Consider the following 19,410-nt stretch of genomic DNA (forward strand, 5'->3'; position numbering starts at 1 on the left):
CTAGCGCGCCGGTGCTAACATTTCGCCCCTCTATCGAATTTACGGAGCCCACGTGAGCGACATCTCAGCCGGCCTTACCGCCGACCAGGCAGCCACGATGCTGACCCTGCAAGACAAATTGAACAGCATCATTAACCCGGACTGGATCAACGCGGGCTCGCGTTTCCTGCGCGCAGCCTTCGTGGAATCCGCCGAGGCGCTGGAGCATCACGGCTGGAAATGGTGGAAAAAACAAACCATCGACCTGCCGCAGGTGCAGATGGAGCTGATCGACATCCTGCACTTTTACCTGTCGCACACGCTGGTAGAGGCCCGCGGATCGGCCGAGGACGCCACACATCTGCTCGTCGCGGATCTGGATTCCCCGGACGGCATCGCCCTGGATGGACACACCTATCGTCTGCCCGACCTGGATATCCCGCAGCTGCTGGAGCTGATAGGTGGTCTCGCGGTGTGCGGTCGCGCCAGCTATAAGACGCTCGAGCACACCATGGCGCGCTGCGAGCTGACTTGGCAGGACGCTTTCACGCAATACGTCTCCAAGAACGTACTGAACCTGTTCCGCCAGGAAAACGGCTACAAGACCGGCACCTACGTCAAAATCTGGAATGGCGAGGAAGACAACGTCGTGCTCGCGCGCCTGATGTCTACGCTCGACCCGGCCAGCCCCGATTTCGCGCAGACCCTGCATGCGGGCCTGCAGGCGGCGTACAGCAATATCACGCGCTAATCACGCCGCCTCGATCACGGTCTGCAGGAACTGCTGCGTACGCGCCTCCTTGGGGTTGGAGAACAAATCCTTGGACGGCGCGTCTTCCACCACATTTCCTTGGTCGAAAAACAGTGTGCGATCCGAGCTGCGCTCGGCAAAGCCCATTTGATGGGTGACCAGGATCATCGTCATCGTATGTTGAGAGGCGAGGTCCTGCAGGATCTCCAGAATCCCGCCGACCAACTCCGGGTCCAGCGCCGAGGTCACCTCGTCAAACAGCATGATTTCGGGCCGCATGGCCAAGGCGCGCGCAATGCCGACGCGCTGCTTCTGCCCACCAGACAATTGCGCCGGATAGGCATCGAGCTTATCTCCCAGCCCCACCAACTGCAGATACTCTTGCGCCCGCTGCGCGGCCTCATCGCGCGACAGGCCCGCCACATGGATGGGCGCCTCCATCACATTACCCATCGCCGTCTTGTGCGGGAAAAGGTTGAAGTGTTGGAACACCATGCCGATCTTGCCCCGCACCTGTCGGACGTGCGCGGAATGCGGGCCCATGTCGCGCCCCTTAGCGTCCTTCCACATCGACTCGCCATCGATCAGGATTTCGCCATCCGTCGGCCGATCCAGCGTCATCAGCAAACGCAACAACGTGGATTTCCCCGAGCCTGAGGGCCCGATGATGGACACGGTCTGCCCGGCAGGAATATCGAGATTGATCCCACGCAGTACTTCGATCTCGCCATAGCGCTTGACCAGATTAGTCAGGCGAATACTCGCACTCATCGTGACCCTCCGAATTTTTTCAACCACGCCTCCAGGCGTCGCACGCACCAGGCGGCTGCAAGGCTCAAGACCAGGAACAACACGCCCACGATGGTCAGAGGCTCGGTATAGCGGAACGTAGCCGATCCGATAATCTTGCTCTGCTGCAGCAGCTCCACGACGGTGATGGCTGACAAGAGCGGCGTATCCTTGAACATCGCCACCAGATAGTTTCCCAGCGCGGGTACAACCGGAGGAATCGCTTGCGGCAACACCACGCCCATCGCCGTGCGCCAGGGAGACAGATTCAGGGCGGTGGCCGCCTCCCACTGCCCTCTAGGAACCGCTTCAATCCCGGCGCGATAGACCTCGGCGCAATAGGCCGCATAGTGCACGCCTAGCGCAAGAATGCCCGTTGTCAGCGGCGACAGCTGCACGCCGGTTTGCGGCAAAACATAAAACAGAAAATAGATCTGCACCAACAACGGCGTGCTACGCACAAACTCGATAAACAACGCGGTGGGTGCGCTGATCCAGCGCGACCGCATACGGCGCAACATCGCCAGCACCAGTCCCAGCGTCACGGCGAGCGACATCCCGAGCAGGGTCGCCTGTATCGTGATCACTAATGCCGACCCGAGAGTGGGCAATATCTCCCAGGCAAACTTCCAATCGAATATCGGATTCATCGGACCCGGAACCTCCGCTCTAGCAAGCGGATACCCGCGGTGATAACAAGCGCCACGGCGAAATACAGCACCAACAGCAACAGAAATACCTCAGTCGTGCGTAGCGTCTCGGCTCGCAACATTTGCCCGCGAAACGTCAGGTCCGTGATCGTGATGAGCGACACCAGCGCCGTATTCTTCAATAGTTCAATCAGGAGGTTCCCCGTCGGAGGCAGCATCGCGGGAAAGGCCTGCGGAAGAACGATGCGGCGCATCGTCTGCCCTGCCGTCATATTCAAGGCGACGGCGGCTTCACGCTGCCCAGCCGAAACCGCCAGGATCGCCCCGCGCACCACTTCCGCGCCGTAAGCCCCGGCGTTCGCGGCCAGCACGACAATACCCACGGTCACCGCCGGCAGCTTCAAGCCGAATAGGGGCAGAACGTAATAAAACCAGAACAACTGCACCAGCGCCGAGGTGCCGCGAAACACCTCGACATAGCCCAGCGCCACCCAGCGAATCAAACGGTGCCGCGACAAGCGCGCCAGGCCCGCAATCAGCGCGAGGGGCACCGCCAAGAGCGCCGCTCCCACAGTGATCCGCAGCGTCATCCATAAGCCGTCGATCAACGGCGGCAGGAGCGTGGTCAGACCTTCCATCGACAGCGCCACGCGTTATTGCCCGCTCGCCGCGTTTTCACCACACAGCTTAGCGGCCGTCATATCGCCGGGTAGTTCGGTCTCCGTAAAGCCAAACGGCTCCACGATTTTGGCGTGTTCTTCGCTACCAATGAACTTAGCCAATTCCGCGTTGAACGCATCCACGAATTCTTTATCGTCCTTGCGGAATGCAAACGCGCCATAGCCTCGTACGCTCTCGCCATCGATCACCGGGTCGGTAAATGGCTCCGCCTTTTCCAGATCGCCCGAGGCCGACTTCTTCATCAGGTCGTTGATTGTCATTGCCGTGGCACCATAAGCGTCCGCCCGGCCCGCCTGTACGCCCGAGAGCGCGCTGACCACATCGGGGAACACGACGACGCGGTCCAGCGGCATGTCGAGCTTGCGCGCGTATTCGCTCTGGATCGCGCCCACCACGACGCCCAGCTTGGCGCCATCCTGTTTAATCAGGTCATCATAACTATGCAGGTTTTTGGGGTTGCCCTTGGGCACGAGGAAGGCTTCACCGACGCCATACGTGGGGTTCGAAAACGCCGCCTGCTTGCACCGTTCCGGCGTCACATACATGCCGGCGGCGATGATGTCGAAGCGCTTTGCCTGAAGACCCGGAATGAGCGAGCCAAATTCCGTCAACACACCCTCGACTTCATTGATCCCCATCCGCTTGAGTACGACGCGGGCGATTTCCACCGCCTCACCGGTGATGCGATTCGAACTACTGTCCATATAGGCGTACGGCGCCTCGTTGGCATAGCCTATGCGGATGGTACCCGCGGCCTTGGCGGCTTCAAGCGTGCTCTGCGCGGCGGATGCACCGCCGCCGACATTGGACTTCTGGGCGGACGTGTCTGGCTCGGAATCTGAGCATGCCGCCATCAATCCAAGACTCAGCGCCAGCGCGGCCCATTTTGTCGTCTTTAGAAGGTGTGTCATGCCAAAGCTCCCAATCAGATAGTTATGGATAGAACGGATTCACACGAAATGGTACGTCAATTAATTATTTCAACACAAATCACTTGGCGACAAAAAACGGCAGTGATTACATCACTGCCGTTCTTAAAAAGACCCGTCCGCGTCGTCAGAGAGACGAATTTCGGACGGATGACCAGCCGATTAGCGCTTAATCAGCATAAGAGAAGCGCCCATCGCGGATGACGCCCATCACGCGTGCACGCTCGTCGAACCCTTGATGGTCCGTCTTGCTGATATTTAATACGCCATTGGGCACCACCAGATCGCGCGTGTCTTCCAGCGCGTCGCGCAACGCCGCACGGAATTCTGGCGTACCAGGCTTGGCCCCGGTTTTCAGCGCACGGCCAACTGCCGAATCCAACAGCATCCAGGCGCCATACGCATCGCCTGCGAACTGAGTCAAGGTATTGGCGCCGTATTGCGCCTCGTACTTGTCCGCGAAACCGACCGCCACGGCCTTGACAGGGTTGCTATCGGGCAGCTCGCGTGCCACCACGCCGGGGCCCGTGGGGAACAGCGTGCCATTCACATCCTTGCCGCCCACCTGCAGGAATTCGAGCGTGCCGATACCGTGGGTTTGATAGATCGGGCCCTTGTAGCCACGCTCGAGCAGCGTCTTTTGCGGCAAGGCCGCCGGGGTCCCCGATCCGGCGATCAGGATAGCGTCCGGTTTGGCGGCCATGGCTTTGAGCACCTGCCCCATGACCGACGCATCGGTACGCTGAAAACGCTCCTGCGCCACGACTTTGATATCGTTGCCGGCAGCCTTCGTGAACTCCGCCCACCAGCTATCGCCATACGAATCGGCAAAGCCGATAAAGGCGACGTTCTTGATGCCTTTACGCCGCATATCGTCGACCAGCGCAGACGCCATCAACGAATCGTTCTGCGGCATCTTGAAGGCCCAGCGGCGCTTGGGGTCGTCAACCGGCTCCACAATGACCGACGATGCGGCCAGCGCCACCATAGGCGTTCCGGTTTCGGCCAGCACGTCCAGACCCGCGAGCGCGGAAGCGGTCAGGTTCGGGCCGACGATCGCGTCCACCTTATCCTCGGAGGTCAGCTTGCGGAAATTGCGCACGGCGCGGCTGACGTCCGAGCCATCGTCCAACACCACATAACGCGCGGGCTCACCACCCAGGGTGGCCGGCCACAGACGCACCGCATTATTGGTTTGGATGCCAATGGCCGCTGCGGGACCGGTGGACGAGATATCGACGCCAATCACCACCTCGGCCTGGGCCGACAAAGATAGCAACGACGCGAGAGTGGCGGCCAGCACGGCCAGACGTGACAAACGTTTAGGCATGAGTAAGTCCTGCAGAAAAAGAAGCTGGGTGGGATCTGCGGAGAGCACGCATGCCGCAGACGCCTGCTATTCCAGACGATCCAAATCGACCCGTAGCGCCCGATTCAAGGGCGTGGCGACTTTGACACGCAGATCATAACTGTGAGCGCGCAGAATTTCGCGCTTCACATCGAGAATCTGCTGCGAATGCATCGAAAACTCGGTCAGCCCCAGGCCCAGCAGCAGTCGGGTCAGCCGCGCATCGCCCGCCATCTCGCCGCATACGGCAACGGGCTTGCCCAGACGGGCGCCTACGTTGATGGTATTGGCCACGAGCCGCAATACGGCTGGGTGCAGCGGATCGTACAGGCTCGCCACATCATGATCGCCACGATCAACCGCCAAGGTGTACTGAATCAGATCGTTCGTCCCGATGGACAGAAAATCCAGCGCCTCGGCAAACGGCTCGATCGCGATGGCGGTGGCCGGCACTTCGACCATGGCGCCCACCTCGACTCGCGGTGCATAAGCCTGCCCGCGTGCGTCCAGCTCGCGGCGCGCGGCATCGATCGCCGCCAGGGCGGCCCGCACTTCCTGCATGTGCGCCACCATCGGCAGCAATATGCGTACGTGACCATGCGCGGATGCCCGCAGGATCGCGCGCAGCTGCGTCGCAAACATCTCCGGGTGCGCCAGGCAATACCGAATGGCGCGCAGCCCCAGCGCCGGGTTCGTGGCCACGGTGGCCTCGTCATCCAGCGTCTTGTCCGCGCCGATATCCAGCGTACGTATGGTCACCGGCCGCCCGGCCATGGTGCGCACCACGTTCGCATACGCCTGGTATTGCTCTTCCTCGTCGGGCAAGGAGCGGCGGCCCATGAACAGAAACTCGCTGCGGAATAACCCAATGCCGTCGGCGCCGGCGGCCAACGCCCCTTCGGCCTCGTCGGGCAGCTCGATATTGGCATTCAACACGATGGTGATGCCATCGAGCGTGATGGCCGGCTCATCGCGCAACAGCGCCAGCGCGGCGCGTTCGGCCGCGTAGGCGACTTGCCGGTCCCGAAATTCCTGCAAAATCGACGCGGCCGGGTTCACCATCACGACGCCGGATGCCCCGTCTACCACCAGGGTATCGCCATCGCGCACCAGGTCGCGGACATTGCCCAACGCCACGACGGCGGGCACGCCCATACTGCGCGCCACGATCGCCGTGTGCGAAGTCGGACCACCCAGATCGGTGACAAACGCGGCAAAACGCCCGCCACGCAGCCGCACCATGTCCGCCGGTGAAATATCGTGCGCGACCACGATCAGCGGATCACTGCCGTTCAAATTCGCTGGATCCACCAGCGCGGCCGGCCGCCCGGACAGCACACGCAACACCCGCTCGATAACCTGACGCACATCGGCGCCACGCTCGCGCAGATACTCGTCTTCCATGGCCTCGAACTGCTCGCCCAGGATCTGCCCCTGGGCCGCCAATGCCCATTCCGCGTTGTAGTTGCGTTCCTGGATAAGCGCCTGGGTCTGCTCGGCCAACAACGGGTCGCCCAATAGCAGACAATGCACATTGAGCATCGCACCCAATTCGCGCGGCGCGTCTTCGGGCAGACTGTCGGCTAACTGCTGCAGCTCGGTTCGGGCCACGGTGAGCGCCTGCATCAGGCGGTCGCATTCCGAGGTGATGTCTTCCGGGCCGATACGGTAATGCTCGACCTCTAGCGAAGCCGCGCCCATGACGACAGCACGGCCAATCGCATACCCGCGGGCAACGCCTTTCCCATGCAACGCCACCACGGTGGTGGTGGCCGCAGTCGATGCAGTCTGGGTAGGAGCTGCCGGTCGCGAGTTATTCGTGCTCACCGAATTTGCTGTCGAACAGGTTCTGAATATCGATCAACGCCTGCTCGGCGTCGTCGCCCGTGGCTTCCACGCGGACGGTCACGCCCTTGCCGGCCGCCAACATCATGACGCCCATGATACTTTTCGCATTCACGCGCTGGGCGCCGCGCGCGATGAAGATTTCGCTGCGGAATTTTCCTGCCAGCTGCGTCAGCTTGGCCGCAGCGCGCGCATGCAGGCCGAGTTTGTTGGAAATAATTATGTCGCAGATCGGCATAATGATCAGTCTACCTGTAAACAACCTTGCACGCCGCCCGCCAAAGCCTTGGCTCGCGCCTGCGCGAGGCCCTGATCGCGTGAAGTCAGGGCGCGTAACAACATCGATGTATTCAGTCCAGCAACCACGCAGCATTCCGTGCCGAGCGCCTGGGCGTCGTCGACGGCGCGCTTGGCGATATTTGCGGGCGTCGCACCCACGAGATCCGTCAGCACCAATACGCCCTGTCCGCGATCCGCCTCGCGAATGTCGCGTAACACGGCGGGCGCGATGTCCTCGGGCATGTCGTCCGGCTGCACATCGTGCACCGCCATCAGGTTGCCCGATTCTCCCAGCACATGGATGGCGAATTCGCGCATGGCCTCGCCCAACGGCGCATGCACCACAATGACGATCCCAGTCATGCCGGCCTCTATGCCGCTACCGCGCGCTCGAGCGCCGCGGCAAACATATCGGCCACATCGAAGCCGGTCTGTTCGGTGATTTCCACGAAACAGGTGGGGCTGGTCACATTGACCTCGGTGACATACTCACCGATCACATCCAGGCCCACCAGCAGCAGTCCGCGTGCCGCCAGGGTGGACGCCACGCGTTTGGCGATCTCCGCATCACGGGTAGAGAGCGGCTGAGCGACACCACGGCCACCTGCGGCGAGGTTCCCCCGCGTTTCGCCTGCTAGCGGAATCCGGGCCAATGCGTAGGGCACGGGTTCGCCGCCGATCAGCAAAATGCGCTTGTCGCCCTGGACGATCTCGGGGATATAGCGCTGCGCCATGATGGTCCGCTGCCCGTTGTCGGTCAGCGTTTCCAGGATCGCGCCCAGATTCGGTTCTTGCGCTTGCAGGCGGAAAATGCCGGTGCCGCCCATGCCGTCCAACGGCTTGACGATCACATCCTGATGCTTGGCATGAAACGCGCGTAGACGCGCCATATCGCGCGTCACCAGCGTAGGCGCCGCCACATCGGTGAATTCCGTGATGGCCAGCTTTTCGGGATGATTGCGAATGGCAGCCGGATCGTTGAAGACCTTCGCGCCCTGCGCCTGGGCATATTCCAGCATATGCGTGGAATACACGTACTCCATGTCGAAAGGCGGATCCTTGCGCATGACAACGGCGTCGTAGTCGGCAAGACGCACATCACGCATATCGCCGGCGTCACGCCACCAATCGTGCCCATGCAGATCGGCACCATCGACCAACTCGATGGGCGTGCTGGCAGCATAGACCACGCCACCGTCGATAAAGAGGTCGCCCTGCAGGGCGACGCTCAGTGTGTGGCCGCGCGCGACCAACGCGCGCATCATGGCTACGGAACTGTCCTTGTAGGCCTTCAGCCGCGGCAAGGGGTCAATAACGAATAAGACATGCATAGTGATATCCCGGTCGCGCGTGGATACCGATCCAGGCGCCAAACCGCCATCGTAACGTGGTGACCCGCCTCGCCGGGCGGAAACGTGACCTTTTCGTGACAACGGAGCCAGCCGCAAACCGCAGCCGACTCCGTTCGCAAGCCTTAGCTGGCCGCCTCGCCCTTGCCCGGCGCCTTTTTACGCGGAGCAAGCACCATGACCATCTGACGGCCTTCGAGCTTGGGCATGGCTTCGACCTGCGCCAACTCGGTCAGATCGTCGCGCACGCGTTCGAGCACGCGCATGCCGAGCTCCTGGTGAGCCATTTCCCGGCCGCGAAACCGCAGCGTCACCTTGGCCTTGTCGCCTTCTTCCAGGAAGCGGCGCAGGTTGCGCAGCTTGACCTGGTAGTCGCCTTCGTCGGTCGCCGGGCGGAATTTGACTTCCTTGACCTGGATGACCTTTTGCTTGGCGCGAGCCTCGGCTTGCCGCTTTTGTTCGGCGTACTTGAACTTGCCGTAGTCCATCAGACGGCAGACCGGGGGATCCGCATTGGGCGCGATTTCCACCAGATCCACGTCAGCTTGTTCGGAAAGACGGAACGCTTCGGCCAGCTTTACGATACCCAGCTGTTCTCCGTCCAGACCTATTAGACGCACCTCGGGAACACGGATTTCACCGTTGATGCGATTGGCTTTTTCAGTGGCGATGTTGACAACTCCTAAAAGATTTAAGCAGCACTGCTATCGGTTTTGACGACATTGCGTCGAGCGGCGACGTCCTCGGCCAGGCGAGCCGTAAAGGCCTCAAGCGGAATCACGCCGAGGTCCAGGCCGCCCAAACCGCGCACCGCAACAGTGCCATTCTGCTTTTCCTTGTCGCCCACGACAAGGATGTACGGCACCTTTTGCAGGCTGTGCTCGCGGATTTTACGGGTGATTTTCTCACCACGCAAATCAGACTGGACCCTAAAGCCTTGTTTTTTAAGGTTTTGCGCGATTTCAGCCGCATAATCGGCGGAAGGCTCGGAAATACAACACACAACGGCCTGCACCGGCGCCAACCAAGGCGGCATGGCACCCGCATGGTTTTCGATCAGCATACCGATAAAACGTTCCAGCGAACCGAGAATCGCACGGTGCAACATGACCGGCGCACGGCGCTGATCCTGCGCATCGACGTATTCGGCGCCCAGACGCACCGGCATCGAGAAATCCACTTGAATGGTGCCACACTGCCAGTGACGACCGATCGCGTCCTTCAGTGTGTATTCGATTTTGGGACCATAAAACGCCCCTTCTCCCGGGGAAATCTCAAACTCGCAGCCGGTGCGGCGCAGACTTTCCATCAGCGCATTTTCGGCCTTGTCCCATATTTCGTCCGAGCCAATTCGCTTTTCGGGGCGGGTGGCGACCTTGTACAACACCTCGTTGAATCCGAAGTCGCGATAGACCTTCTGCAACAGCGCCGTGAAGTCAGCGCATTCGTCTTGCAACTGATCCTCGGTACAGAAAATGTGGCCGTCATCCTGCGTAAAACCGCGCACGCGCATCATGCCGTGCAGCGACCCCGAAGGTTCGTTACGGTGGCACTGACCGAATTCGCCATAACGCAGGGGCAGTTCGCGGTACGAGTGCAGACCGGCGTTGAAGATCTGCACGTGGCCCGGGCAGTTCATCGGCTTGAGCCCGTAGACGCGGTTCTCGGATTCCGTCGTGAACATGTTTTCACGATAGTTATCCCAGTGGCCGGTCTTTTTCCATAGCGACAGATCCAGAATCTGCGGCGCTTTGACTTCCTGGTAACCATTGTCGCGGTACACGGCGCGCATGTACTGCTCGACCTGCTGCCAGAGGGTCCAGCCCTTGGGATGCCAGAAAATCAGCCCCGGCGCCTCGTCCTGGAAATGGAAGAGATCGAGTTCGCGACCGATCTTGCGGTGATCGCGGCGCTCGGCTTCCTCGAGCATGTGCAGATAGGCTTCCTGCTCTTCTTTCGTGGCCCAGGCCGTGCCGTAGATGCGTTGAAGCATCTCGTTGTTGCTGTCGCCGCGCCAGTAAGCGCCAGCGACTTTCATCAGCTTGAAGACTTTCAGCTTGCCGGTCGAAGGCACGTGAGGGCCGCGACAAAGGTCGACGAAGTCGCCTTCGCGATAGAGACTCAGCGTTTCATTGGACGGGATCGACGCGATGATCTCCGCCTTGTAGTCCTCGCCAATGCTCTTGAAATAGGCCACGGCGTCGTCACGCGTCCACTCCTCGCGTGTCACCACTTCGTCCTTACGCGCAAGCTCGACCATCTTTTTCTCGATGGCGGCCAGATCTTCGGGCGTAAAGGGACGCTTATACGAAAAATCGTAATAGAAGCCGTTGTCGATGACCGGACCAATGGTCACCTGAGCATCGGGAAACAGCGATTTAACCGCATAAGCCAGCAAGTGCGCCGTCGAGTGGCGGATCAGATCCAGACCGTCGGGGTCCTTTGCCGTGACAATGGCCAGCTTGGCGTCTTCGCCAATGCGGAAACTGGTGTCTACCAGTCGGGGCTCGCCGTCGGACAGCGTGACCCGGCCGCCCAGCGCGGCTTTGGCCAGCCCGGTGCCGATGGACTGCGCAACCTCGGCGACCGTCACCGGGGCCGGGAACTGACGCTGCGAACCATCGGGCAATGTGATCTGTACCATCGAATTATCCTGGGGAAGAAACAACAAACGCGGCTGTCGGCCGCGTTTGTCTAGTTACTTTTGGGGGCTGTCGTACCACTGACGAGAACCCGACGCTGGAAAACACTAACGCGACGAGAGGCGGAGGTTTCCGGTCGTAGTTCGTGCCGAGTCGTTAATCATTTCGCTAGCCACCTGTTGCAGACACCGCCGCCTAAACGATAAGAGGCGGGCCTTGAAAAAACTATTGTATCACCGGCGCTGCACCCTGGCGCGCCGCCAACTGGCCTACGGATGAGTCCTATTTATCCGCGTTTTCCGGGGCCGCGCAACCTAGCCCGCGTCACTTTGGATAAGGTCGTAATGGAACATTTCTCCCTCTACGTCCACTCAAGGGCTATGTCTACGATACCGACCCCAAGCCTATCCGAGCCCGCCGCCCGTCCCAAGTATGTGGAGCGGCGTTACCTGTTGCTGTCAGGCACCAGTCATCGTGTACGCATTGCCATCCTGGATGATCATCCCGTGATCACGTTGGGTGTCGCGGCGTATCTGCGTGCCCAACCGGACTTTGACATCATCCATACCGAGACCAGTGCGGACACGCTACTGCAAAAGCTCACCCATCACCCCTGCGACGTCGCCCTGGTGGATTTTTACCTACCCAAGCAGCCCTGGGACGGCGTGGCGTTTATCCGCCGTCTGCGGAGGCGCCATCCCAATGTGGCGGTCATCACATTTTCGGCGGGCGTGCCAGCCGAAACGGAGTATGCAGCTTTTCGAGCCGGTGCGGCGGGTTATCTGCCTAAATCCGCCCCACTGCCCACGCTGGTCGAGGTGATTCGCGCGGCATGCAGCCCCAACGTGGACGGATTTATCACCCACAAGGATGGCGTCCTGCAGCTCACGCCGCCGCACCATCCGGACACGAGGCTGACAATCTCCGAGATCGAAGTCCTGCGCCTGATTTCGCAAGGACTTTCCGTGACCCAGATCTCGAATCGCCTGTTGCGCAGCAAAAAGACCGTCAGCACGCACAAGCGTCGCGCCATGTCCAAACTGGGTTTGGCCGACGACCTCGCTCTGGCCTTGTATCTGAAAGAGAAGTTCGACCAGCCCGCGGGCCCGTGATCCTGATGCAAATTGATGCCCTGCTTCCGCTTTACCCGGACGATGCGAGCCGGCGTCAGCTGTTAACTCAGGCGCTGGCGCAAACGCGATCCGATATCACGGCTCTGGCACGAGCCCGCTCGATGCAGGATCATGACGCTGCCCTGCAGGCGGTTCACCGCGCGAAAGGTACCGCCAGTTTTTTGGGAGGCGACGAAACTGCCTTGCGCCATTTCGACGAGCTCACCCGGCTCATCAAACTGGCACAACAGGTATCGCAGCGACCCTCGACCCTCAGCTCTGGAGGCACACGCACTGTCTCCACAAGTGCGGTCTCTGTCGATGACTCAGCAGTGCTGGCCGCCTACGCGCGCGTCGAATCGGTCCTGCGAGAGCTGGAATCGAAACTCCAGAGCTTGATGGCACCGTACCGGGGGCACTAGCGTGGGGCACACCCCGTGCGCACCCTCGGAATCGCATTCACTTACAAAATGATTTTTCCCGTATACTGAAACCGTAGGGCGGCTACCGTCCGTGCCAGTGAAATCTGAAGGAGTGTTGTCATGCCTGTCAGTCAAACTGAAAACGATCAATCGGACACCCTACTGTGCGCGACCGCGACGCCAGCCGAAATTGCCGCAGCAATCACCGCGGCTTCGCAGGTGAAGGCGCCCGCCTCCACGGAATCGCAACTGCGCCAATACATGCAGCAAAACAGCGCGGCGCAGTACGGACATGCGGATGCCGTACTCAGTCTGGTGAATAGCCAGGAGGCGTGAGCCTCCACCATCTACTACGCGCGCCTCCCCAGCCACACTGTGTTACGGTGTATACGCGGATACCCCGCATACAAGGAGGCAAGATGAAGACCCTGATCAAGTATCGTATGCTGCACGGCGGCGAGGGTGAAGCACTGATGCCCGGCGCAGTCACCAACCTTTCCGACGCCAAAAATCAGCTAGCGCATAAGAAATCTTTGCCTACCCCCCAGGAAGGCTCCGCCCACGACATCGACGCGATACTCAAAGAAGGCGGGATCGATCCGAACTCGCTCGAACTTGTCCAACTGAGCGAATAGTCCGCAGAAGCTTTGAACACAAAAAAGCCGCTAACTCTGTGAGCTAGCGGCTTTTGTTTCAGCACCTGAGGCACTGAACTGCCTGAATTCTGGTAGGCGGTATTGGAATCGAACCAACGACCTCTACGATGTCAACGTAGCGCTCTAACCATCTGAGCTAACCGCCTTTTGTCTTTCGAAGACGTTTGCCTTGCGAAGAAACGAGATTATGCACGAGTTTTTTGGCTTGTGCAAGTGGCCTGCAAAAAAATTTGCGAGGCCTCTTTCCTGGCAGCTGGCAAGCCGCGCCGCCCGTCATCTGCCCTGCTTCACTTCTGGCTGAAGTGCAAGCGTGGGTCGCGCTGTCAGGGCAAGCAGTATTACCGTAGTCACCGCATAGATTGGCACGCTACGCATATTGCGGAACATCATCTCGGTAAGACTGAACTGCGCATATCCCAGGGTAAACAACAGCCCTATCGTCGCCCAGGTATGAATCCTTTGATCCCGATCGGCAGCGCGACGCAAGAACACCGCAGCGGGCACAAAATAAAGCGCCAGAACGCTAAACAAGCCCAGCAATCCATACCCCGCTGCAGCGCCGATAAAATCATTATGCGGTTCGCCAAACTCCCGCGCGACCACCTCGGTGACGACACCCTGCGACTTTAGTTCAGCCAGCTCCCGCCGGAAATTCGCGACGCCCACCCCCGCGATCGGATGATCTATAAACATCATCCCCGCCGCCGTCCAAAGCTGCATGCGCATGCCCACCGAGGTATCGCGATCCTGTTCCGCATAACGCTGCACATCCGTGACGATCTCGCGGAAACGGCTGCTCTCGGACTTCCACACAAGCTCGGTCGCGATGGTTAGGCACAACACAGCCCCGAGCGCGAACAGTGTCTTTGTCCGCCACGTCCACTCGCGCTTGGCCAGAAGCAGCACCACAATCAGCACGACAATAAGACCCCAACTGCTACGCGTTTGAGACACCCACATCGCAACCACGGAACAGATACAGGCCAACACCTTGATAAAAGTTTCGCACCGGGGCCAGCGTGACAGTTTCACCGGAATGGCCAACAAGCAGGCAAAACCAAAGAACAAGGTCAGATCGGCAAAGGCCACGGCGTTATACCGCCCGCCAAACTCCGATACGGCCCCTCGACCCAGCTCGGGCGAACATAGGATCACCACCAGCATCGCCGATCCCGCGAATGCGCTGATCAAGAAACCCCACTGCACGTGCTCGAGCCAAGGTTTGGGCACGCGTAGCAACACCCAGAGGATCGGAATCGCGAGCGCGAACCGCACTAGTTTTTCGAATTCTGAATTGCTCCAGCTGCCGTTGATCGCGTTGGCCAGCAACATGGCGACAAAAGGAGCCGCAAGTGCGAGCGCAACTGGTCCCAACGATCGCCAATCACCAGGGACCCAGCCTTGTCTGAAGTTGGCAATGATCAACATCACACTAAGCAACGCGCCAAGATAAAGCGCCATAGGCCCGCCAATATCGCTGATGAGCGCCATCGCGGGCACCAGAAGCGCCAATATTGTGATGACTGCGGAAGAACGACGCGGCAGGCTGGCGCTCGGTGCGTGACCTGCCGGATGACTTGCAACAACCATTTTTATCTAAACAACCTGACTAAATCCGATTTAACAAAGCCTAGCGCGAAATCGCAGGCTGACCTTTGTACTGCTTCACCAGCCGCTTGAACGCCCGCATGACCTGAGCCGGCCTTAGCCATGTGCGCCAGAGTCGATCGCGCAAGCGCCCACCGGGAATATACGCCGGGTAGACAATCCGTGATGGCGACCATCCGGGCCGCCAGGCGCGGGTGCGAGTGGGCCTTCCCGTTAATGTCAGCGTCGGTATCCCAACGTTCGAGGCGAGATGGCCTACGCCGGACTCGTTCCCAATAAACCATCCCGATTCGTGCAAGGCCGCGGCGACATCCGATAGCGATTCCGATTGGCAGATACCGAGCCCCAGCGCCTCAAGACAGCGCCATTCAGCGCGCTCATGCAGTACCAGAATGAACATGGGCTCATATCCCATCGCCACTAACTGCTGTGCCAACTGAATAAAGTGTTCGGGAGCCCAGCAGCGTTGCGATCCTGTCGAGGTGGGATGGATGGCGACGCGGCGGACATGATGGCGGTACCGCAGGCCAGCAAGCGGCACCAGCCCATTATCCAAACCCACCTCGGGCAAACCCAATGCATCGTGGCAATAGTCACGAATCTGGTTGAGCTTGATGAAACCTTTGCCGGTAATCACTACGTGTGCATCGTAGTAAAAGTAATGCTGCGCATGGTCGTGCAAAGCATACGGCCAGCCCACATGCATCTGTGCCGCGCAATCGAAATCGGCGAGCACCTTGCCGGCTTCTGCCTCTGCAAGCGAGGGGCGCACATCCAGCTTGGGAAACCAAGCGCGAAGCATATACGCGTAGTCGCCAAAGACCGTCACCCGGCGGGAATTGCGCGCCAAGTTCTGCGCCATATTCATCATGAGCAAGGTGTCGCCCAAGCGCGGCGCCATCAGCACGGCGACCGACTGTGCTTCCCTCAACTGCTGCTCATGCTGATCCAACGCATATGTGGGCATGCCACGGGCCGGTGTGGCCATAGGTCACTCTCTGTCCGGCCACAGCGGCCAAAAGGGTTCGAGTATAGACAACGAAGCCCACGCGGCACGGCGATGTGTGACATTTATGCCACTTCAAGTCGTCTGAATTACAGATCTTCGCCCGGATGCCCTGGGCACAGCATCACGACAGGAATGGGAAAAAGCGTCTGCAAAGCGACCAGCGGGCCATGCAGCGCTGCTGAGGACCGAACGGCTTTACACGCAGTCGGCAGCCCGAACAGCGTGCATCAAGGCACGGATCTTGGACTCCGACTTGATGCCCGGGGCATCCTCCACGCCGCTGCTCACGTCCACGGCCCAGGGTCGAATGGCGCGAATGGCCGCGCCCACATTTTCGGCGTGCAGCCCGCCTGACAACACAATGGGTCGGGCCTGCACGTCGCTGCACACGTCGCGAAGCAAGCCATGGTCAAAGGCTTGTCCGCTCCCCCCGTAGCCCTTGCTGTAGCTATCAAACAGCCACGCGGCGGCATCCGCATATTCTCGGCATGCCGAGGCAAGCGTCTGCGCCGTATCCATTCCCGGCGCGCCGGCCCGGAAAGCCCGCATAAAACGCACACCATAACGGCTGCAGTCCTGCAGGGATTCGTCGCCATGGAACTGCAGTAAGTCCGGCTGGACCTGCTGCAACACGGCTTCGACCTCTTGCGGCTGCGGATTGACAAACAGCGCCACGACGTCGACGAAGGCCGGCACGAGCCGCCGCAGTTCGGCAGCCCGTGCAGGGTCCACGTAACGCTTACTGCCCGGATAGAACACAAAGCCAATCGCGTCCGCCCCCGCCTGGACGGCGGAGGCAATATCCGATTCGCGGGTCAGACCGCAGATTTTGACGCGAGTACGCATGATGCTGTGTTCGTTCCTCAAATGCCCAGCGGGTTACTTAAACACTGCACTGGGATCGCTGTCGTCGCCATACGGATTGCTGCCGTAAGTCGACTCGATCTCGATCTTCACCGTGTCGGGGTCAACGGTCGACTGCCCGGCCTTATAGTGCATGACCATACCCGGGAACACCATCACCGCTGCCACCATGGCCAACTGAATCACGATAAAGGGTACCGAGCCCCAGTAGATCTGGCCTGTGGTGACAGGTTCAATGCGATGACCGGTGACTTTGTCGATGTAGGCCTCCTTCGGCGCCACGGATCTCAAGAAGAACAGCGCGAAACCGAACGGCGGATGCATGAACGAGGTCTGCATATTCACCGCCAGCAGAACACCAAACCAGATCAGGTCGATCCCCAGCTTATCAGCGACCGGCCCCAACAGCGGCACGATAATGAAGGCCAGCTCGAAGAAATCGAGGAAGAACGCCAACACGAAGGTCAGCACACTCACCACGATCAGGAAACCCCACTGCCCGCCAGGCAGGTCGATCAACAGGTGCTCGACCCACAAGTCCCCGTTCACACCGCGGAAGGTCAAGCCAAACACCGTTGAACCCACCAGGATAAACACCACAAAGCACGAAAGCTTGGTCGTGGTATCCATTGCCTGACGCAACAGATCCAGTGTGAGCCGGCCGCGCAGAAGTGCCATGATGATAGCGCCCACGGCACCCATCGCCCCACCTTCGGTGGGCGTGGCCACACCGATGAAGATCGTGCCCAGGACCAGAAAAATGAGGAACAGCGGCGGGATCATCACAAAGGTGACGCGCTCTGCCAGCGCGGACAGCATCTTCAGTTTGAAGACCTTGTTCACGATGGCGATGACAAAAGCGGTCAATCCCCACAGCAGCAGACTCACTACTACTTTCTCGTCCACCGGGGCGGTGTCTTTTTCCAACCAGAGGGTCAGGAAATAGGCCGAAGCCGCGGAGATCAACATCAATACCAGCAGCGATCGGCCACCGCGCGATCCATTGGGTTCGCGGAAGGCACGCGCCTCTTCCGGCAACGCGGGCGCGGTCGAAGGCTTGATAATCGACAGCACCACGATGTAGAGGATGTAAGCGCCGGCCAGCAAAAAGCCCGGCACCATGGCGCCGCGATACATATCGCCGATGGAACGTCCGAGCTGGTCCGCCAAAATGATCAGCACCAGCGAGGGCGGAATGATCTGCGATAACGTGCCCGACGCCGCGATGACGCCCGAGGCCAATCGCCGGTCATAACCGTAGCGCAGCATAATGGGCAGCGAAATCAGACCCATTGAAATCACGGAAGCCGACACGACACCCGTGGTCGCGGCAAGCATCGCCCCCACCAGCACGACGGCGATCGCCAGTCCTCCGCGCAAGGGCCCGAAAACCTGACCGATCGTCTCCAGCAGGTCCTCGGCCATGCCGGATCGTTCGAGAACCAGCCCCATCAAGGTGAAAAATGGTACGGCCAGCAATGTGTCATTGGAGACAATACCGAACACCCGCTGCGGCAAGGCCTGAAACAGCGAAGCGCTGAACAGGCCCAGCTCCATGCCGATCAGCCCGTACAGGATGCCGTTGGCCGCCAGCGCGAAAGCCACTGGGAAGCCCAGCAGCAAAAATACGATCAAGGTGCCGAACATGATCGGCGCCATGTTTGCGATAAAGAACTCCATGATCAGGCGCCCTTGTTGTGTTGTTGTTGCAGCAGCGCGGCTTCGCGCTCTTGGGCTTCACGGGCGATCTCTTCGGCCAGGCGCTCTTCGGCGGTCTTGGCCTCGGATCGTGCTAAAGGATCAGGCCCTTGGCCGCGCAGATAGGCGAAGCATTTGATCAGGCGGGAAATCCCGGCCAGCACAAGCAGCCCGAAGCCGATAGGAATCATCAGCTTGACCGGCCAACGCACCAGCCCGCCCGAATTTGACGACTGTTCGTTGGTGAGATAGGAGTCCATGAACATCGGCCACGATAGATACATAATGACGATCGCCATCGGCATCAGGAAGAACAACAGGCCAAAGATCTCGATGTAAATCTGCGTGCGCTTGGATAACTTGGAGGACAAAATGTCCACCCGCACGTGCTCGTTTTGCAGGAGGGTATAGCCAGCGGTCAGCAGGAACATGGCACCGAACATGTACCACTGCAATTCCAGCCAGGCATTGGAACTGGTGCCAAACACCTTACGGACCACCGCGTTGCCAGCGCTTACCAACACGACCAGCAGGGTGACCCAAGTCACGGCTTTGCCAACCCGCACATTCAGCGCATCGATAGCGCGCGATAAAGCGAGTAATGCTTTCATGATGAAGTATTGAGGTAGAAAGAAGGAGCGCACAGCTGGATATGGCTGAACGCACGGGCACGCAGGCGTCACCGGGGGTAACCGGCCAATCGTCCCAGACGTGCACCGCCCCCTTGTCGCCCCGGCTTTTGGCGGTACGAAAACGAGCGGAAAGCGTTAGATTTTATAACGTCCCGCTGATCTGTCCC

The 19,410-nt window shown here is 59.9% G+C and carries 21 protein-coding genes and 1 tRNA gene; 5 read left to right on the top strand and 17 right to left on the bottom strand.

What is annotated here, in order from left to right:
• Positions 1-97: 97 nt before the first annotated feature.
• Positions 98-730: a dUTPase gene (locus GOQ25_RS06730; RefSeq protein WP_160349739.1), complete on the top strand. Its 633-nt coding sequence runs from the start codon at positions 98-100 to the stop codon at positions 728-730.
• On the opposite strand, the gene ehuA is transcribed toward GOQ25_RS06730, so the two are convergent.
• The 11 genes from ehuA to thrS form a co-directional block, all read right to left on the bottom strand.
• Positions 731-1,501 carry an ectoine/hydroxyectoine ABC transporter ATP-binding protein EhuA gene (gene ehuA, locus GOQ25_RS06735; protein ID WP_160349685.1) on the bottom strand — a complete coding sequence of 257 codons (771 nt, stop codon included), beginning with the start codon at positions 1,499-1,501 and terminating at the stop codon, positions 731-733. It lies immediately after the preceding gene.
• Positions 1,498-2,169, bottom strand: coding sequence for an ectoine/hydroxyectoine ABC transporter permease subunit EhuD (ehuD, locus tag GOQ25_RS06740; RefSeq protein WP_160349686.1), 672 nt, complete (start codon positions 2,167-2,169; stop codon positions 1,498-1,500). Before ehuD ends, ehuA begins: the two co-directional genes overlap by 4 nt.
• Positions 2,166-2,807 carry an ectoine/hydroxyectoine ABC transporter permease subunit EhuC gene (gene ehuC, locus GOQ25_RS06745; protein WP_160349687.1) on the bottom strand — a complete coding sequence of 214 codons (642 nt, stop codon included), beginning with the start codon at positions 2,805-2,807 and terminating at the stop codon, positions 2,166-2,168. Before ehuC ends, ehuD begins: the two co-directional genes overlap by 4 nt.
• A 15-nt stretch (positions 2,808-2,822) precedes the next feature.
• On the bottom strand, positions 2,823-3,761 hold the full coding sequence (gene ehuB / locus GOQ25_RS06750) for an ectoine/hydroxyectoine ABC transporter substrate-binding protein EhuB (RefSeq protein WP_160349688.1): 939 nt from the start codon (positions 3,759-3,761) through the stop codon (positions 2,823-2,825).
• Between the two features lie 187 nt (positions 3,762-3,948).
• Positions 3,949-5,109, bottom strand: a complete 1,161-nt coding sequence (locus GOQ25_RS06755) for an ABC transporter substrate-binding protein (RefSeq protein ID WP_160349689.1) — start codon at positions 5,107-5,109, stop codon at positions 3,949-3,951.
• A 66-nt stretch (positions 5,110-5,175) separates the two neighbouring features.
• The gene (gene ptsP, locus GOQ25_RS06760; protein WP_160349740.1) at positions 5,176-6,879 is read right to left on the bottom strand and encodes a phosphoenolpyruvate--protein phosphotransferase; all 1,704 of its coding nucleotides are present in this window, start codon (positions 6,877-6,879) and stop codon (positions 5,176-5,178) included.
• Positions 6,880-6,940: 61 nt separating this feature from the next.
• Positions 6,941-7,210 carry an HPr family phosphocarrier protein gene (locus GOQ25_RS06765; RefSeq protein WP_160349690.1) on the bottom strand — a complete coding sequence of 90 codons (270 nt, stop codon included), beginning with the start codon at positions 7,208-7,210 and terminating at the stop codon, positions 6,941-6,943.
• 5 nt (positions 7,211-7,215) lie between these two features.
• Positions 7,216-7,614 carry a PTS sugar transporter subunit IIA gene (locus GOQ25_RS06770; protein ID WP_160349691.1) on the bottom strand — a complete coding sequence of 133 codons (399 nt, stop codon included), beginning with the start codon at positions 7,612-7,614 and terminating at the stop codon, positions 7,216-7,218.
• Between the two features lie 8 nt (positions 7,615-7,622).
• Positions 7,623-8,582, bottom strand: a complete 960-nt coding sequence (gene gshB / locus GOQ25_RS06775) for a glutathione synthase (RefSeq protein WP_160349692.1) — start codon at positions 8,580-8,582, stop codon at positions 7,623-7,625.
• 143 nt (positions 8,583-8,725) lie between these two features.
• Entirely contained in the window at positions 8,726-9,271 is a 546-nt protein-coding gene (gene infC, locus GOQ25_RS06780; RefSeq protein WP_160349741.1) for a translation initiation factor IF-3, read from the bottom strand.
• Positions 9,272-9,291: 20 nt separating this feature from the next.
• Entirely contained in the window at positions 9,292-11,244 is a 1,953-nt protein-coding gene (gene thrS, locus GOQ25_RS06785) for a threonine--tRNA ligase (protein WP_160349693.1), read from the bottom strand.
• A 378-nt stretch (positions 11,245-11,622) separates the two neighbouring features.
• Between thrS and GOQ25_RS06790 the strand changes: the two genes are divergently transcribed.
• The 4 genes from GOQ25_RS06790 (at position 11,623) to GOQ25_RS06805 (ending at position 13,411) form a co-directional block, all read left to right on the top strand.
• Complete coding sequence (locus tag GOQ25_RS06790; RefSeq protein ID WP_160349694.1) at positions 11,623-12,354, top strand: response regulator transcription factor; 732 nt, start codon at positions 11,623-11,625, stop codon at positions 12,352-12,354.
• 5 nt (positions 12,355-12,359) lie between these two features.
• Positions 12,360-12,776, top strand: a complete 417-nt coding sequence (locus GOQ25_RS06795) for a hypothetical protein (RefSeq protein WP_160349695.1) — start codon at positions 12,360-12,362, stop codon at positions 12,774-12,776.
• Between the two features lie 120 nt (positions 12,777-12,896).
• A complete protein-coding gene (locus GOQ25_RS06800) occupies positions 12,897-13,112 on the top strand; it encodes a hypothetical protein (RefSeq protein WP_160349696.1) in 216 nt (71 codons plus the stop codon).
• An 83-nt stretch (positions 13,113-13,195) separates the two neighbouring features.
• Positions 13,196-13,411: a hypothetical protein gene (locus GOQ25_RS06805; RefSeq protein WP_160349697.1), complete on the top strand. Its 216-nt coding sequence runs from the start codon at positions 13,196-13,198 to the stop codon at positions 13,409-13,411.
• Positions 13,412-13,501: 90 nt separating this feature from the next.
• On the opposite strand, the gene GOQ25_RS06810 is transcribed toward GOQ25_RS06805, so the two are convergent.
• From GOQ25_RS06810 to GOQ25_RS06835, 6 genes are all read right to left on the bottom strand, one after another.
• Positions 13,502-13,578, bottom strand: a tRNA-Val gene (locus tag GOQ25_RS06810).
• Between the two features lie 127 nt (positions 13,579-13,705).
• A complete protein-coding gene (locus tag GOQ25_RS06815) occupies positions 13,706-14,977 on the bottom strand; it encodes an O-antigen ligase family protein (protein ID WP_370519904.1) in 1,272 nt (423 codons plus the stop codon).
• 85 nt (positions 14,978-15,062) lie between these two features.
• On the bottom strand, positions 15,063-16,028 hold the full coding sequence (locus tag GOQ25_RS06820) for a glycosyltransferase family 9 protein (protein WP_160349698.1): 966 nt from the start codon (positions 16,026-16,028) through the stop codon (positions 15,063-15,065).
• A gap of 216 nt (positions 16,029-16,244) precedes the next feature.
• Positions 16,245-16,895 carry a phosphoribosylanthranilate isomerase gene (locus GOQ25_RS06825; protein ID WP_160349699.1) on the bottom strand — a complete coding sequence of 217 codons (651 nt, stop codon included), beginning with the start codon at positions 16,893-16,895 and terminating at the stop codon, positions 16,245-16,247.
• 33 nt (positions 16,896-16,928) lie between these two features.
• On the bottom strand, positions 16,929-18,593 hold the full coding sequence (locus GOQ25_RS06830) for a TRAP transporter large permease subunit (protein ID WP_160349700.1): 1,665 nt from the start codon (positions 18,591-18,593) through the stop codon (positions 16,929-16,931).
• Between the two features lie 2 nt (positions 18,594-18,595).
• Positions 18,596-19,222 (bottom strand): TRAP transporter small permease subunit, encoded by a 627-nt coding sequence (locus tag GOQ25_RS06835; RefSeq protein WP_160349701.1) that lies wholly within the window; start codon positions 19,220-19,222, stop codon positions 18,596-18,598.
• Positions 19,223-19,410: the final 188 nt, after the last annotated feature.

It is taken from the genome of Bordetella sp. 15P40C-2 (genome assembly GCF_009763235.1).
Lineage (GTDB): Bacteria > Pseudomonadota > Gammaproteobacteria > Burkholderiales > Burkholderiaceae_B > Bordetella_A.